The sequence below is a fragment of the Caballeronia sp. LP006 genome (assembly GCF_031450995.1).
Taxonomy (GTDB): Bacteria; Pseudomonadota; Gammaproteobacteria; order Burkholderiales; family Burkholderiaceae; genus Caballeronia.
The window spans coordinates 133,291-149,210 of sequence record NZ_JARTVW010000001.1 but is presented as its reverse complement, the minus strand read 5'-3'; the positions used below and the strand labels follow the sequence as shown (position 1 = coordinate 149,210).

9 protein-coding genes are annotated in these 15,920 nt (G+C 57.7%); 1 reads left to right on the top strand and 8 read right to left on the bottom strand.

What is annotated here, in order from left to right:
* Positions 1 to 121 precede the first annotated feature (121 nt).
* Positions 122 to 1,318, top strand: coding sequence for a GAF domain-containing protein (locus P9250_RS00655; protein ID WP_310390695.1), 1,197 nt, complete (start codon positions 122 to 124; stop codon positions 1,316 to 1,318).
* An 821-nt stretch (positions 1,319 to 2,139) separates the two neighbouring features.
* On the opposite strand, the gene P9250_RS00650 is transcribed toward P9250_RS00655, so the two are convergent.
* The 8 genes from P9250_RS00650 to P9250_RS00615 all read right to left on the bottom strand — a co-directional run bounded on the left by P9250_RS00650 (position 2,140) and on the right by P9250_RS00615 (position 15,678).
* The gene (locus P9250_RS00650) at positions 2,140 to 4,008 is read right to left on the bottom strand and encodes an ATP-binding protein (protein WP_310390694.1); all 1,869 of its coding nucleotides are present in this window, start codon (positions 4,006 to 4,008) and stop codon (positions 2,140 to 2,142) included.
* 264 nt (positions 4,009 to 4,272) lie between these two features.
* Positions 4,273 to 4,731, bottom strand: a complete 459-nt coding sequence (locus P9250_RS00645; RefSeq protein WP_310390693.1) for a response regulator — start codon at positions 4,729 to 4,731, stop codon at positions 4,273 to 4,275.
* Between the two features lie 931 nt (positions 4,732 to 5,662).
* Positions 5,663 to 7,666, bottom strand: coding sequence for a site-specific integrase (locus tag P9250_RS00640; protein WP_310390692.1), 2,004 nt, complete (start codon positions 7,664 to 7,666; stop codon positions 5,663 to 5,665).
* Between the two features lie 2,001 nt (positions 7,667 to 9,667).
* Positions 9,668 to 10,900: a Replication protein O gene (locus P9250_RS00635; protein ID WP_310390691.1), complete on the bottom strand. Its 1,233-nt coding sequence runs from the start codon at positions 10,898 to 10,900 to the stop codon at positions 9,668 to 9,670.
* A gap of 232 nt (positions 10,901 to 11,132) precedes the next feature.
* Positions 11,133 to 12,146, bottom strand: a complete 1,014-nt coding sequence (locus tag P9250_RS00630; protein ID WP_310390690.1) for a ParB/RepB/Spo0J family partition protein — start codon at positions 12,144 to 12,146, stop codon at positions 11,133 to 11,135.
* A complete protein-coding gene (locus P9250_RS00625) occupies positions 12,136 to 13,380 on the bottom strand; it encodes an AAA family ATPase (protein WP_310390689.1) in 1,245 nt (414 codons plus the stop codon). Before P9250_RS00625 ends, P9250_RS00630 begins: the two co-directional genes overlap by 11 nt.
* 455 nt (positions 13,381 to 13,835) lie before the next feature.
* Positions 13,836 to 15,188, bottom strand: a complete 1,353-nt coding sequence (locus P9250_RS00620) for an autoinducer binding domain-containing protein (RefSeq protein WP_310390688.1) — start codon at positions 15,186 to 15,188, stop codon at positions 13,836 to 13,838.
* Positions 15,189 to 15,363: 175 nt separating this feature from the next.
* Entirely contained in the window at positions 15,364 to 15,678 is a 315-nt protein-coding gene (locus P9250_RS00615; RefSeq protein ID WP_310390687.1) for a TrbM/KikA/MpfK family conjugal transfer protein, read from the bottom strand.
* Positions 15,679 to 15,920 lie beyond the last annotated feature (242 nt).

The following is a 15,920-nucleotide window of genomic DNA, read 5'->3' as shown; positions in this document are numbered from 1 at the left end:
GCACTCCGGCGAACTTAAGTTTTTTCCAAATTTTTAACGTTTGCCGGTAAAGTCACCGCGGGAAGCGTACGGTCGATCACTCACGTCGGCTTAACTTACCGCTTAAACTACGCATGCGAACATGCAGACGGTCGACGCGCATGGCACCGAGCGACGTTTCATTTTTGCCAGATTTTCCCTTCCAGCATACGGTTGCATGTTTGCAGAGCTTTCGTTATCTTCGGCGGCAAGAGCTTTGAGTAACGTCATAGACATGGAAAGCGATCCGATCCTAACTACGCGCGAGGCAGCCGAAATACTCGGCGTATCGATTCGCACGGTTCAAACCTGGGTGGAAGAAGGTGCGATCGACTCGTGGAAAACGCCGGGCGGGCACCGCCGCGTCCGGCGAAGCGCCGTATTCGCGCTTCGCGAGCGGCGGCTGGTCGCGCCGGTTCAAACCGCCTATACCGTCCTGATCATCGCCAGCGAAGGCGCAGGCAGGCGATGCAGCGAAAGCTTGGCCAGCGTGCCCGCCGTTCAGGTCAGCGTAGCGAATGACGCGCTGCTGGGTTTGATCGAGGCGGGGCATCAAATGCCGGCATCGGTCGTGATGGAGATCGATCGGCTCGATTGGGAGCGGATCGCCTTGCTCAAGCGGCTCCTTGCATCGCCGAGACTTGCGCATTCGAACATCGTCGTACTGTCCGATTTAAATGCGGAAGAGTTGCGCTTCGATCTCGGCGATACGCGCATGCGTCTCGTGAGCAAGCGCGCTGCACCGGAACAATTGCGCGCTGCAATCGCGCCGTATCTGGAAGCCGTCGCCGATATTGCGGCCGCACGGGAGTTGGCGCGCTTGCAGGCGGTTGCCCGCACAAATCTGGTCAACAGTCCGCAGCAGGAAGAATTCGACGAGATCGTTGCGTTGGCGGCAAACGTCGCGAAGGTGCCGATTGCATTGATTACGTTGCTCACCGCCAAGGAACAATGGTTCAAGGCCCGCTACGGCTTGGCGACTCAGGAGACACCCAGAGACTACGCGTTTTGTAATTACACCATCGCGCAACCGGACGGATTGATTGTCGAGGATGCGGCCGAAGATGTACGGTTCCGCGCCAATCCACTTGTCACCGGCGATATGGGCATAAGGTTTTACGCCGGAGCGTCGATCATCGACTATGAGGGGTACGCGCTTGGCGCGCTGTGCGTAATTGATCGCGCGCCACGGGCATTTAAAGCACCGCAAATGGCGATGCTGCGCACACTTGCTGCGCTTGTATCGGACAAGATCAATCTGCAGACACGCAATCGGCAGCTTAGAAAAGCGAAGGGCTGAGCTTTGCGGCGTAGGGCTACGCATCGAGTTCTCGGTCGTCGCGCTTGAAAGTTGCCCCTGCCGCTGCGGGTAAGTAAATCGATTCGTCAGCTTCGACAAAATGGTAATCAGCGATTTTCCGTTAGTTATCCGCACGAAGCGCGTCGTTCAGCGTCTCACCGCGTGAGCCAGCCGGGTTGTCTGAGCATGGGTGAAACGGTCGTCACTACATTCGTGCTGCCACTCGACAGCGGCGAGACTTCGCCGATCATCGCCGAAGCGGTTCAGGCGTTCGTAGGCATCTGTTCACATAGCGGCGGACACTCGCTGTCAAGATAGCTTTGGACGCGGTAAATCAATTGCCCTCTGCTCGCCGCGATTAACTGCAGTCGTCGTCGAGGGTATCAGTGAAAACCTTTATTTGAGTCTATCCGACGAATGTCCAGCTTGGAAACCTGGCGTGCCAACTTGCCTTGGGCCTAATGCCGGCTGCCCAGTCCATCATGAGGGACAATCACCGCCCTCCACCACCGCACTCCTTTCTCGCGACGTCACCCGGCAACAGTTCCCTCGTTTCCCAATCGGTGAAAGCGACCCACTTCAGCCATACAAAACTCTCCAAATCGGTCACTCGTGTTGACCGGGGACGCTGCAGACTTGAGTGCCGCTTAGCGGCCGTTGCAGATCTCGTAGAGTCACCCCAAACAGCCACTCGATGACGTGCCGCTTTGCAGCATTCATTGGCCTATCAAGATGGCTGCTACCCTACCCGTCGGATGGAGAACATTGAGCGAATGCAGCGTGAATCGAAATTCGAAGCAAACCGATGCTCATTCCTGCTGTCAGTCTGTTGGAGCTGTCAGCGCCTCCAGAAGCAGGACAATATCAACCGGTTTGACAAGGTGGCGATCAATCCCAGCCTCGTGTGACTTTCGCTTGTCTTCCTCCTGGCCCCAGCCAGTGATGGCTATTAATGTTGAGCCAGCTAAAGCGTCGATCGCACGGATGCGTCGTGCAAGTTCGTAACCATCTATATCGGGCATGCCGACGTCCAAAAGAACGGTATCAGCTTGTATCCTCTTCAGCATGTCTAGCGCAGCGAGTCCACCGTGCGCAGTGCGTGTCTCGGCACCCAATATCTCTAAAAGCATGGCAAGGCTGTCTGCCGCGTCAACATTGTCGTCAACGATGAGAATCCTCCTACCCGCAAGGGACTTCTGCCGAAATGGCTCATCTTCGGGTTTTGGATTCAGCATGACGGTGGCGGTGGTTAGGAGCGGTAGACGGATTGTGAATTCACTGCCTTGATTCAGACCATCGCTGCGTGCACAGACAGAACCACCATGCAACCGGACAAGGCTTTGAACAAGTGTCAATCCGATGCCCAAACCCCCTTGCGCATGTTGACGGGAGTTTTCCGCCTGACTAAACATGTCGAAGACTATTGGCAGCATCGCTTCGGATATCCCGATACCATCATCACGCACGGACACAACAGCATCCGTGTCATCGCGCATGGCCGTAACCTGGATATGGCCGCCCACATTAGAGTATTTTGACGCGTTGTTCAGCAGATTCGCGAAGATCTGCGTGAGCCGTACCGGATCGCCGATCACAGTCAGCGGCTCCGCTGAAAAGCTTAATGTAAGCTGGTGCTGACCTTTATCAATGACAGGCCGACTCGTCTCCACAGCGTTTGTCAGAATCTTAGACAGATTTAGCGCCTCCTTTCGCAGCTCGATCTTGCCACTTTTAATACGCGAGACTTCTAGCAAATCGTCTACAAGACGGACGATGTGAGACATCTGGCGCTTGAACATGCGATGAACACGGATGCGCGTATCGCCGTTGGTCGCATGATCTAAAACATGGAGGCCGTTTCGAATCGGCGCCAATGGGTTTCGAAGTTCGTGAGCGAGCACTGCAAGAAACTCATCCTTTCGGTGATCCGCGTCTTTCAGCGCTTCCTCGGCAACCTTCAAATCACTAATGTCCTGGACTATCGAACATGTGCCGATCAGGTCATTGGCCTCATCGCGTAGAGGCGCTGCGCTCACTCGCATCCAAATACGCCGTCCCGGGACACCGGTGTAAAGCATTTCTTGGCCGGGGAGCACCGTTTCCCCACGTAGCGCTCGTGCGCCGGGCCAGTCGTGCGGAGGGATAGGTACTCCATGAGCGTCCCATGCTTGCCAAAATGCAGCTCGTTCTGGAAGCGTCGATGGAACAGCCGTCGGTATGTATCGCCTCATCAATTCGTTGCTGAGCGTCCACTGGCCGCTCTGGTCGGTGAGACCGACACCCGCCGGCAATTGATCGATAATGGTCTGTAGCCGATGCTCATCCATGCGTCGCGCCGTTCGCACGGCGCTTTGCTCACATGCGACGCGCTTCTTGGCGATAGCTATCTCCGTGGTTTCGTTGAAGATGCAGAAGACACCGGGAGTGCGTCCCTTGCTGTCGTAAATAGGGCTGCACGAGACCGCGAAATGGGGTTCGCCCTCTGAACGAACGCTCACGGCCGGAAGCTGAATATCGTCGGAGCGGACGGGGGCACGCTGTTTCAGCGCTTGCGCCACGGTTCGTCGCAACGCATCCCACCTGCCGGGCCAAACATCTGCGGGCGGTCGACCGATGGTCCCTGCCGCTTTCATATCAAACAGATCGCATAGCTCCTGATTTGGGATAACAGCCAGTTCCGAGCCCCACAAGACGCACGCGGGAACCGAACACCACACACAGCTAGTGAACGACGCTTGCAAGCAGACGTCCCATCGTTCGACGGGACCCACGGGACTTCGGTTCCATTCGATGCTATGCAAATACCGCGCGACGCGGCTGTCGTTTCCAAATAGTACGGACAGGTCCATGGATGTAAAGGTAGGCAGAAACAATCGCGCAGGCTAGCACGGACAGACAGGGCCTGGTATTGAAGCCCTTTTGCGGCACGACAGCTATATAAGGTGGACAGGCCATTACCCCAAACCTAGGCAGTTTGCGCTTTCGATGAAGCTGTGTAAAAGCGCCATAAGCGATTGCAGCATCAGGCCTTTCTGGCAATAGCCATCGAAGTCACCTTCGGACGCCCGTTGCTTTACGAAGGCGTCATCGTGCGCTGTCAGAGCAACAATCACCATCGACGAAGTCTTAGCGTTCTGCCGGAGCGCTCGAGCGACCGAGAAGCCGTCTATTACTGGCATTGAGATGTCCAGCAGCAGGGCGTCCGGTTTCCAGATGCATGCTGCGGCGATCGCAGCCGCACCGCCGTAGACGGCCAGCACTTTGAATGGGCCACCGTCGAGATATGCGGCAAGCGCTTCAGCCGCATTGGTGTTGTCATCGACTATCAAGATCCGTGGATGCCTGCGTTTGACGCAAATCGCCCGATCGGTCCAACGATAGGGGTAAGACGCCTGAGGTTTTATCGCTGACATGTATATGGTCGTAGTGCTATGTAACATCCATTATGGCGGAAGTCGTCCATCCCCCTTGCTCCAGTACCGGGCGCCCAAAAAGAAAACTGCAGCGCTCGGAAATTTGCCTGCCTCAAAACGGCCAGTGAGCGGTAGAAACGAGAGCGTGGCTGATCAAGCTAGATGTCGACCTAGACCGGCGACTCCTGGTCGGGGTCGAGATAGTGTTACGCCGAAAAGCGTTCGTTGAGCAAGGCGCCTATCGGATCCCGACCATGACAACTGGAAGACCCTCCGGAATGGCCGTTCATGGGCCGCTTGCGTCCTAGCACGGGCGAGCGGCCGAACGCCCCCCTGTGCTGCCTGATGCAGTTGGCATACGTTGGCCGAGCATTCCTTGTGAAACACCGACGGCGGCCTTGCGTCGATGGCCGCATCTCACGGGCGAAGTGACGACTTCATTTCGCGTCGGCAAGCTTATGATGAGCAAGCTCGTCCGGCAACCGGGGCCTGATGCGTCCCGAATTGACGACTTTATAGGCGCGACCTTGACATATTTAATGGGTTCTACGGCTTCCGGCCGAGTCGCCGCCAGAACGGACCGTGCCCTTTCACCGATCTAGGCTTTCCCTGATGTCAGTGCATGGAGTGCTCTTAGCTCCTTTTCGAGAACGTGGGCCGCGTCGGCGTGCAGCTGGGCAAGACCGGCATCCGTCTCGAAGCCAGACAGCGTGCAGCGAGTAGCGGCAACGTCGCGTAACACTTCTGCCGCCATGCGAAGCGCGTCGGAAAGCGAAAGTGTATTCATAGTGTGTAAAGCGAATCCGCCGGCCGGCTTGGCCGGACCAGCATTCCAATTGAAGCTGCTGCGCTAGGGTGGCGCCGGTTACACCGATACGTATTTCGCAAGTCAATGGATGCAGGATGGGAGATGAACGGTGCTGCTCTTCGATTATTCCGCATCGTCATCCGCGTAGTAGCGTGCCGCCGCCTCAAGCATGCGGCGCTTCTCCGCCTTCACGTAGATGGAGGTGGTCTGTAGTGATGCGTGGCCGAGGATCGACTGGACGACATCCGTCGGCATATCCCGCGCGACGGCGCGCGTGCCGAAGGTATGGCGAAACGCATGCGCCGAGGTATTGACGAGCTGCACCAGGTCTTCGGTGCTCATCTCGCTTAGCGACGCGGGATCCGCACGCAACTCAACCACCAGTCGCCGGACGGCCATGCGTACCAGCCGCCCGAGCGCATCCGGCGTGTAGGACACGTCATGGTCGTCAGTGGCATGCCGATTCTGTGCCGTGTTAGTTTCCGGAATCCAGAGTGGCGCGATCAGCGGCCCGCGCGCCTGACTATTGAAGTCGCGACCCCGGTCCGCCCAATGGGCGCGCAGCGCATCCATCGTCGCGCCGCTCACCGGCACCGTGCGCTGCTTGCGCCGCTTGCCAACAATCGTCAAGGTCCAGACGGTTCGAGAACGCAACGCAGACACTTCACCTGTGGCAGGTGCCTTCCCTGATGGGCGCCGAGCAGATATCAGTGCTTCGCTTCTGAGGTCAGAAGCGCGCAGATCTTCGCGCCTAGCCTGGGCGGCTTCGACTCGCCGCAGCCCCGAGTCACCCATCAAAAGAATCGCCGCCCGCGCGGCACGCCATTGAGGCGCTGCTTCTTGCTGCTCACGCGCCCGCGCCTGCTTGGCTAAACGTTCCGACGACTGTCCCGTCGCCGCCGGTGTCGAAGATGCCAAGGCCACGCAACGGGCGTCGAGGAGCCTTCGTACGCGCGTCCAAAGATCGGCCGGTAAGGCGCGATGAACCTGCACCGCTGTCTCGCGAATGACCGTCGCCGGTTCATGCACCGCGCTCCAAGGATTGCCGGCGAGATAGCGCACCTCGACGAGCCAGGCGAACACCGCGCGGATCACGCGCACCGCATAGGCCTGACTGTCGTCCGACAGTCCATCGGGCGCAAAGGGGCGCCAACGGCCGCTCGTGCGCGGACGCTTCGGCCCAGTAAAGCTCGCGATCGGCGCCTTCAGAAAGTCCTTGTATGCCTCGCAGTCTTCGACGAGCAGTGAGGACAGCGGCTTTTGTTGAACGACCACGCTCCACAAAATCAGCCGTTCGAGCTCCCGCGTATAGGCGCGCAGGGTCACCGGACGATCGCGATACCGGTGCAGGTAGGCGTGCACGGCGGCCAGATCGTGCTCGGCACGAATGAAGGCGAAGCTGCCCGCACGGTTGATGCCTCGATGGAGTCCATCACCGCCCGATAACTCAGCCGGCACGGCAAGCTGCTCGAACGGCGCCAGACGCGGCACGGCCGGATCGCCGCCCACCACGATGGCGACCGGCTCGCCCGCTGCGCGAAAGGTGACGTCAAGTGGCCTCGCATCGACGTCGTCGGCGACGCGTGCACCAAGGCTTCGCTCATGGCGATGCAGCCATGCCACCAGGGTCGCCGCGCGCAGCGGTCCGATGCGCGGCACGGATCGCCACCAGCTGCCGCCACGGGCATTGCAGTACTCAATCAGGGCGCCCAGCGTGGTGATCCCCTCGCCGATCAAGCGTCGTGCAATCAGCGGCCGGAACCACAACTCGACCGGATGGCCCAACGCCGGCGAGGCGGCCGCCATGGTCGACGCCTGCTCGACCATGCGCAGCGTCATGGCCGTAAGCCGCGCGCTGCCGTGCTGCTTGATCGAGGCTTTCAGGTGATCGGCGAGCACCGATGAGCCATGTTTGAGCGCCAGGCTTACCAGGTCATCGCGCATCTGGCGCAGGTAGCGTTCAGTGGTCTCCGGGCTCGCCGCATGGGGCGCGCGTTCGACATCGTAGTAAAGCCGCGCGATGGTGGCCGCCGGCACGCGCTGCACGAACGCGCGCAGCGCCGTGAAGTCGGTGCGGGTGTAGGTACGCGGCGTGGGCAGCGTTAATTGTTGGGGTTGATTGGCCATCGATCTGTCGCGCGCGTGCTCCCGCAGGTGCTCACCTCATCCATCAAGCGCTGGCTTTCATGTCCGTAGCGTTGCGGATCGGACTCCACCACTTCGCCGGAACGTCTCAACCTCCGATTCGTCGAAAACCCGCCTCTGCCCCGTGCCAATGGGCTTTCGGCGAGGCGTAAATGGCGTTACCCCCATTTTACCCATTAAAACCTTCACTGCTAATAATAATTAGCAGACAAGGCAATTCGATTGTTCGGGTTGTTTTGGGCTGGCAATGCCCGACTTCCCAATCGCTGCCCGGCCCTTCTGCGGTTGAAGGATGTGTGGATCATCGGAGTCGCGGCCATTACGCCACCTCGATGTTGAACGCCTTCTTGGTCGTGAACTCAATCCTCTTTGTCGGGCAGCGTCTGCCCTTTTGCGAGGATTTTGATTCCGTTGCACTGGAATGATCGGGGCTGGCACGAAACGATCGTGCGAACAGAATAGCTACGGGTATACCCGTTTTTAGCTCATCCCGATGCTATACGATTATCAGGCTTGAACGAAATCGGCTGACGGCGTCCTACCCTCTCCCATTCGGGCGACATGCGACGGGAGAGGCGAGCGCACAGCGCGTCATTCGTCGTGTCGGCTGAGTTGGTTTGGACGGTCGTGACGCACGCTCGTCCGGGCAGACGCCGGCGACGAAGCTCACGCCCTGCCCTCTTCTTCTGTGAGCGCCGTTGACGATCAGATAGCGCTTTAAGAATGGATCGTGGACCGTTGTCACGTGCTCACTGACCAGCTGACACGACACTGCGGTAGTGCCAAGCAAGCTCGGCGACGTAGCTGGGCTGGACTGGGCTTCGGCGCCAGCGCAATACGCGAAGCGGTCGCGTTGCTCGACATTGCTTCTAAGCCGGCACTCTTCGCGATCCCGGTTGCCTCCCCAAAAGACTTCACCGCCCGCGTCGCAAACGCCCGGCTCGGGCGGCCTGACCGCAGGCTGTGCAGCCCTGACGCGGCGTCCGCGGCCTCCTCGGCCGCGCCGTCCGATCCGCTGACCTCAGGCGCTCGGCATTTGATTTCTCGTCGCCTAAGTCCGGGTCGAACCGATAGGTGGCACGCGCGCAGCTCTCGCCGGCGCGGATCGTCCGAACGCCAGTTGGGTCCGCGGTTTCTCCGCGTTGCGTGCGTCGGCGAGGATGCGAATCAGCCGCACGAAATGGCGTGGTAGATCCGGGAAATTTCGCCATGCGCCCGAGGCTAAGCGCATGCCGATGTCGCGGTGACGACGACAATGGGTCGGGCTTAGTCGCATCCCGCAGGATGAGTCGTCCCCGTCGATGACGACGGCTACAACCGTCATCGCTCAGTCGTCCATGATCCGCGTCAGGGACACCAGAAGCGCCTCCCGCGGCTCTTGGCCGACCTTAGACAATGCGCCGACGAGCGCTAGAAATTGCTGGGGTGGACCACCCTGCCGTCATCGCCGAAATCCTGGAACGACAGCCGCTTGATAAGTAGCGATCGAGTCGGTGAGCGTGGTTTGTTCGCCGACCCAGCAGCACGAGACAAACAGCGAAACCGCCTCCTTGAGGGACGCCAGTGACGGTCACGGTCACGGTCACGGCGCTCATGGCGAAGACGAACGCGGCGCGTGAGTAGACAGCGTATCCGTTCTGCGTCGTTCGATCTGAACCTTCAGTCGATCTGGACCTTTAATCGATCGACTGAGGCACCCGTCGAAGTCCTTCTCTCCTCGGAAAACGAGTTTTCACGGTAAAGGCTGGGCGCGTCTCCGGTCGACCGTTCCTTGTACGCTGATCGGCGGGATCCGAGTTTTTCGGGTCAGCGACTGGCAGCGTCCAGGGGAGTCTCGCGTCAGATCGGTAGTTGCATTTTCAAATCTCTATTTCGACCGTCTGCGACTCGTCGCTCCATGCCGCTTCGTTGCCGATGGAAACGAAGTCGAGCGGGCCCGGCGATCCGCTCGACCCGGCCACTGCAGACGCTCCAGACATTCGATCATGCAACCAGCCCACGTGGTTGCAGAAGTTGACGCAGGCCGGCAATGTGATCCCGCACGGCGGTCGTCACCTGAGGACGCGTCGGGGCGACTTGTGCCGTGCTCGCCCTGCTCACCTGGCTCCGCTGATTCGTCTTAATCCGATGCTGCTGTGCGCCGATCGATGCGCGTTGTGCGTCGGCGAAACGTTCGAGATCCATCGCGGTTGCAGGCCGGATTGTGCCGCGCTTCAGCGCGTCAGCGAAGGAGGGCATCCAGCCGACTGCTTGGCGGCCGATGGACTCAGTGAGCGTGAAAACCGTCATCGCATCGCCTTGGGTTCCGATGACGAACTGGCGTTTACCCTCGACGTCGATGAACGTGCGGCCGGCGTTCTGTCGAGCAAGGGAAACTGCTTGGGTGCGCTGCTGGAGGCGTTGAGCATCGGCGTCCTGCTCGCTGTTTCGGGCGCTCAAGATGGTCGCGAAATCGACCGGGTTGCGCAGCAGGGCGCGCAGGTAGTTGATCGGAGCCTTGGCGAGTCGTAGGTGGTTCCAGGTGGCCTCAACGACATCGGACAGGCGCTTGCCGTGCTCACGCGCTTCCCGCATGAGTTTGAAAATCAAAAAATCCAAAAAACCCAGGGCACGCAGGCGCTGAAGGTCCGCAGGCAGTTTCCCCGGTTGTCTCTTTTGAAATACAGAAGGGCTTAGATCCTTATATATTCCACCGTCTGCCACCTTGGCAGACGGTGTCGGAAATGAGGAATCGGATTCGGTCGGTACGGTGGATATGACCGACTGTGGCAGGGGATTTTCTGGCGCGCGCGCGGGTTCGGGGTCCACGATAAGGCCGAGAAGGGCAGCCGCGTGTTCGGTCAGGTGCAGGTACGCCCGGCCGAACAGACCCGCTTCGACGTACCTCGCTTGAGGACGCCGATCGATGAGGCCGGCCGTTTCGAGATCATCAAGGCTGCGATAAAACGTCCGCATGGATTGCAGCGCGCGGCCGGTTAGGAGCTCACGGCGCGCATAGATCGCTGCGAACGGCTTGGCGGCGTCAACGGTGCGAGCGAGGGCGGAGAGCACCGCGCGAGCACGCGGCGAGATCTGTTCGATGTGGGCAGCCCGGAACGCGGCCCGGAAGATGATCCAGGGCAGGTTGGTCGAGTCACAGCGAAAAGCGGTGAGGGCGGCCGAATCTTGAAGGTGTGTTTCACCCTCGCCAGCAACGATGCGTTGCGCGATAGACATGTCGAGCGGTCCATTTACGAAAATGGATTGAATTCGCTTGACTGCACATCGCGTTTCGCTACACTCGGGTTTGTGTGTACCGCTCCCGATTCCAGTCGGTGAGTGTAGGGTGCGAGATTCCAGTCAAGTGCCTTAGCAGAAGCCTTCGGTTCCAGCCGAAGGCTTTTGTCTTTGTAGGGCGCATTAGCTCATGCTTGGGCCTTAATAAAATTAAGTAGTTGAATTTAAACGATTATTCTGATTCTGGCTTCGCGGCGCTATGCTTTGACTCAGCCTCCAGCACCTTCGCAATGGCTGATTGCACTCTCGCTGCTTCTTCATCCGATTGAAATTGGAGGCGCACTACGTTTTTGGCGCGCCGTAATTCGCAATACAGAGACTTGCCGACCTTGATTTTCGTGGTCATGGGCGCAGCAGGGGTCGACTTCGTTTTTGACGGGTCGCTACTCGCGAGCTTCACCGCCTGAGACTGGTCGATTGTCCCGCTTGCCAAGCGCTTCACTGCTTCGACTACCTGATCGGCTTTGCCCTGCTTGGTCAACGTTGCCAGAGCGTATCCAGCGTTCGCGCCGAGCAGCGACGGCCGCTCTTCGAGGATTGAGAGCACGTCTGAAGGCAAGTAGTCGAAGGAAAAGATGTAAGAGACCATCGCCTCGGTGAGACCGGCCTGCTCGGCGATTGCTGCTCTTGTCAGGTTGGGGTGCCGCGATGCTCGAGCCTTAAACCCGACGTACTTTTCAAAGTCGGTTAGATCCGATTGCATAAGGTTGGCAAAGAAAGCTCCGGCATCGGCTTCATCTTCGCTACCACTGTCTACTACCGCACGAATCGTATCGCGCCCAATCTCGCGGTACGCGTCAGCACGATGATGCCCAGAGATGATCTCGAACTTGTCGTCGCTGGTCCGACGAACGACCACAGGATGAATCAGCCTATTTCGCCGAAGGTTCTCCCGAAGTTCGGCATATTTCTCGGCAGACATGTGTCTCCGGCGCCCAGGAACTTCGACGAGTTTAGAAATGGAGACCTCAACGCCACCATCAGACCCTTCCGCGATTTGCTGGCGAAGGCCTTGCATCTCTGCTGCGAGCGCATCAATCTCAGCTTGTTTCTCTTTTAGCAGTGGCATCGCGTGCATCAAAGCGCCAGGTGCCGTTTTTGGAGCACGCGGCAAATTGCTCGGCTCCTCGGCAATTACGGGCGCGATGAGAGCACTCTTCGCAGCCAGCCTGTCCTTAATTCCCATTCGTTGCCTCCTTCTCAGCGTCCCACAGTGCAACGATCTCTTGGTCAATCATCTCCGCAAACCGGTCATAAGCTTCGCGCGCGCGTTGATATGTTCGATTGCTACCCTCGTACTTCGAGATGTCGTACACGGTCCCGAATTCGGCCGCGGCACTCGCTGTTACGGTGGTCGTTGGAATTTCGATCGGAAGCACAAACGATTCGTAAGTGCGGTTGATCCAATCACGAACCGCATGAGTTGAAGCGAGATTAGAGTCGACCTTAGATAGCAGGACGTGGATGAAGTCGAAACGCTTCAATTCGACATCGGGTACCAGACCCTTCATGTTGTCCGCTAGATCCGCGAAGAGATTCCAGAACTGGGTTGAAGACGCATAATCAAGGGCACTGGGTGGCGTTGGAACAATCAAAGCGTCCGCTGCCATGAAAGCGTTAATTGTCATATACGACAGGGCCGGGGGCGTGTCGATAATGACCGCGTCGTAGTCATCGAGGATCGAATTAAGCCCTTTGTTCAGCACGTTCCAAAATTCGAAGTTATGATCCTTCGACTGTTTGAACGGCAGATAGAACTCTGCACCGAAGAGTGCTGCGCTCGCTGGAATCAAATCAATCCCATCCCAGTAGGTCGGACTGATTGCATATCGGACATCGGTTTGATCGCCGTAGACTAAAGGCAGGACCGTCTGATCATCCTCCACCTCGCTATCCGCTAAGATCCCTGTAAGTGCAGTTAGAGAAGCTTGCGGATCAAGATCGATCAGAAGGACTCGGCGGCCGTAGAGCGACAAACCCTGCGCGAGCGTCATGGCCGTTGTGGTTTTGGATACACCGCCTTTGAAGTTACCAATGGCGATTTTTTTACCCTTTACTCCCTCGGGGCGCCTTTTGAATGGCGCGAGCTTCGAGATCCATTCGCGCGCCTCGGCGAGAGTGAATTCGCGGGTTCGATTCGTCGCAGTTCCGGGCGGTAGTCCAAGCTCTGGCTTGTCCCACGAATAAATAACCTTCTTTCGATCGATGCGACAAAGCGCTGCGATTTGTGAAGTTGTGAAAATTGGAGACTTCTTGCGCGGGTGGGGCGCGAGCATGCTCTCGCGAACGTTCACCAGCATCTTGCTTGCGTGGTCGGCCACCTTTCGCAGATCGCTCAGGGGGACCCCAGGCAATCGATGCTTTACATCCGGCGCAATCGACAAAATTGGCTTGTCGACACGGGGGCGAACATCTGACATGGTCGAACCTTTGTCCTTTTGACGGAAGTGTGCGAGTTTTACATTTCGCTCTAGTTTCGCCAAACATCAGGATACCGGTCATGCCTTTGGCGAATTTTCGTACACTGTACGATGTCGTATCGTTTGTCGCAAGGTAAACTTAGCGACAGCGCGCAGTGTGTAGGCCGAAAACTCGAAATACCTTGAAGTTAACGCGCGATTCTTCAGATGTTGGCGTGGTTTCTTACATCGTCGCCGGCGTCGGGGAGCGAACAACCGCGCCTCATCTAGTCCATGCCAGCGAGATCGACGTAACTGCCCCTTGCCATAAAAAAGTGGTCGAACCGAACGTTGCAATTTGTTGCCGGTCGATACTGCGGATGGACTGAGCATTAAGCGGCCGCGACCTCGGCATCGGGTCTCGATCTATCGAGATTGCTTGCAGAGACCGCGACTTACAGAATGTTTAGATGGCTCTAATGATAAGAAGTCGATGGTCCGTTTCTCTCAGCCCAAGTACCCTCGTCCTCTTGGTCCGCATCAGGCTCCCACCAGGGCAGTCCTGCAGCAGCGCATTCCTCCCGAGACGCGCTCGTCGCAAAGCAGTGAACATCGACTCGCCTGAATTCGAGCTCGCCTCTCTGATTCGGCATTACTTCATCAATCAACTCGTTCGCAGCAGCGACGTCGTCAAAAATCTGCGCTTCTTCGATGGGTCCTGGGAACAGCTTTGAAAAGGCCGGACAAGCTCCGTCCGCGCGCAGGAAAACCCCGTGTTTAGGGCTGTACAGCACGTACGCGACTTTCCGATCTGAGACCAGCGGCAATAGGCCCAGGTCACTAGCGACCTGTACCGAGCTCCGAATGGTCTTCGTGGCTAGCTTTTCATTGATCGACGGCAAATGGAGGCGCTTCAACGACGTCGGCGAAATGTTGAGCACTTCGGCGATCGCGTCGAGTTGAAAACCACGTTTCCACGCGTTGAGAATCTGAAGTTCGAGGGGCGTCAAACCGGTGTTTCTGAAAGCGACCGAGGCTTCCTTTCGCATGTACCATTCAAAGACCTGCGCGGACAGTGCTCGGAACAGTGCCTGATTCGCGCGCAGACGCGCTTCACCGTTCTCCTCGGGCAGCGTATCCGTCGCTGCGTAGAGAACGCCAAAGTGGTTGCTTCCGCGATGATGCGCGGGAACAACAGCCAGGCTTTTCATCCCGAAACCACGCGCTCGCTCGGCGATCTTGCGACCGCCGCCACTCATCTTTTGGATCTTTCCGAAGTCTGACGAGAAAAATGGCTCGGGATGTCCGCGTGCTCGCTCAAGAGCGGGATCGCCGGCGTACATGCGTAAGGACACGTAGATCTGCAGTGCCTCAGCATGCGAGGTGAGAATTCTATAAGAGGCCGGCTGACCACTCGAGTCATCTTGCGCTAAGAAATACATGAAGCTCGTCGCACCGAGGCCACGGATGACGGCGTTGATGCAGTACAACAACTCAATCTCATCGGTGGCACGGCTTAAACGATTGAGCATCGCCAATTGCTCCTCAATCGACGCCGGCTCGCTCGATTCCGGAGCCACGTACATCGCTTCGCGGAGCAGATGCTCAAGAACCGGTCCAACCCGATCAGAGTGCGGCTCACTCTTCATAAACTCGGAGATGCTCGCATCGTTGGCGAGCAAAACCTGTGTGATCTTTGGGCCGACCTTACCCACAGGCGCGGTCGAAAACGATTCACGCTCGATGAGAAAGCCAGCTGCAGCCGGTGTCACATTCAGCCGCACAGTCTCATGCCCAAGGTTTAGCGAGATTGGTTGCAGAGCTGCCATGGTTTTCTCCGACCAAAAAATTGGATTGAACTGTACGAACGCGATTCAATCACGCTTCGTTACAAATAATCACATTATCTTTGGCCTTATCATTAAACCGGCAGCATAGTCAATATGGTGAACATGCTGCTAAGTTTTTATAAGATGGACAGCAAGACGTAAATCGCCGAAGGATTCAGAGATGAGTGACCGATCCGAATGCCGAGATAATGGAGTCAATGCTCGACGTGTCCTGATTGGATCCCGGACACGAGTTCAGATAATTCCTTCGGGCATTCGGCGTGGCGTTGAAATCGACGTGTCCGTGCCGGTACTCAACAATCGACAGGAAATCTTCGATCGGCTTGTCGCAGCTCAATCCGCCGCCCGCACCAGCCGCCTCGCCCGCCATGCACAGCAGCGAGGCGCACGCGTCTTTCGCGAAAACGGGCGGCGTTGCACATGCAGTGGCAATCGAAACGAACAGGGCAATAGTGCGATGGAGTTTCATTTTTTCAGTCCTCTCGAGTGGGATTACGCACAATTTGAATTCGCGAGCGCGCGCTTAAAGCATGCATTTAAAGCCGAGAGAAATGCAAGAACACCGATGGATGCAAACAGAAACTGTAAGTGCTTCCAATGATCGAGAAATGCGAACAGGGCCGCGAAAAGCACTGCGATAGCAATTAGCTTCGTCAGTATTCGAAGCGGTTTCACAAATAACGCAAGCAAGGTGATCAGTATGTCAATCGA

Coding starts and splice junctions, on each gene's coding strand:
- P9250_RS00640 (WP_310390692.1), bottom strand. CDS start 7,666: ATGGCCAATCAACCCCAACAATTAACGCTGCCCACGCCGCGTACCTAC.
- P9250_RS00615 (WP_310390687.1), bottom strand. CDS start 15,678: ATGAAACTCCATCGCACTATTGCCCTGTTCGTTTCGATTGCCACTGCA.
- P9250_RS00630 (WP_310390690.1), bottom strand. CDS start 12,146: ATGGGAATTAAGGACAGGCTGGCTGCGAAGAGTGCTCTCATCGCGCCC.
- P9250_RS00645 (WP_310390693.1), bottom strand. CDS start 4,731: ATGTCAGCGATAAAACCTCAGGCGTCTTACCCCTATCGTTGGACCGAT.
- P9250_RS00620 (WP_310390688.1), bottom strand. CDS start 15,188: ATGGCAGCTCTGCAACCAATCTCGCTAAACCTTGGGCATGAGACTGTG.
- P9250_RS00635 (WP_310390691.1), bottom strand. CDS start 10,900: ATGTCTATCGCGCAACGCATCGTTGCTGGCGAGGGTGAAACACACCTT.
- P9250_RS00655 (WP_310390695.1), top strand. CDS start 122: ATGCAGACGGTCGACGCGCATGGCACCGAGCGACGTTTCATTTTTGCC.
- P9250_RS00625 (WP_310390689.1), bottom strand. CDS start 13,380: ATGTCAGATGTTCGCCCCCGTGTCGACAAGCCAATTTTGTCGATTGCG.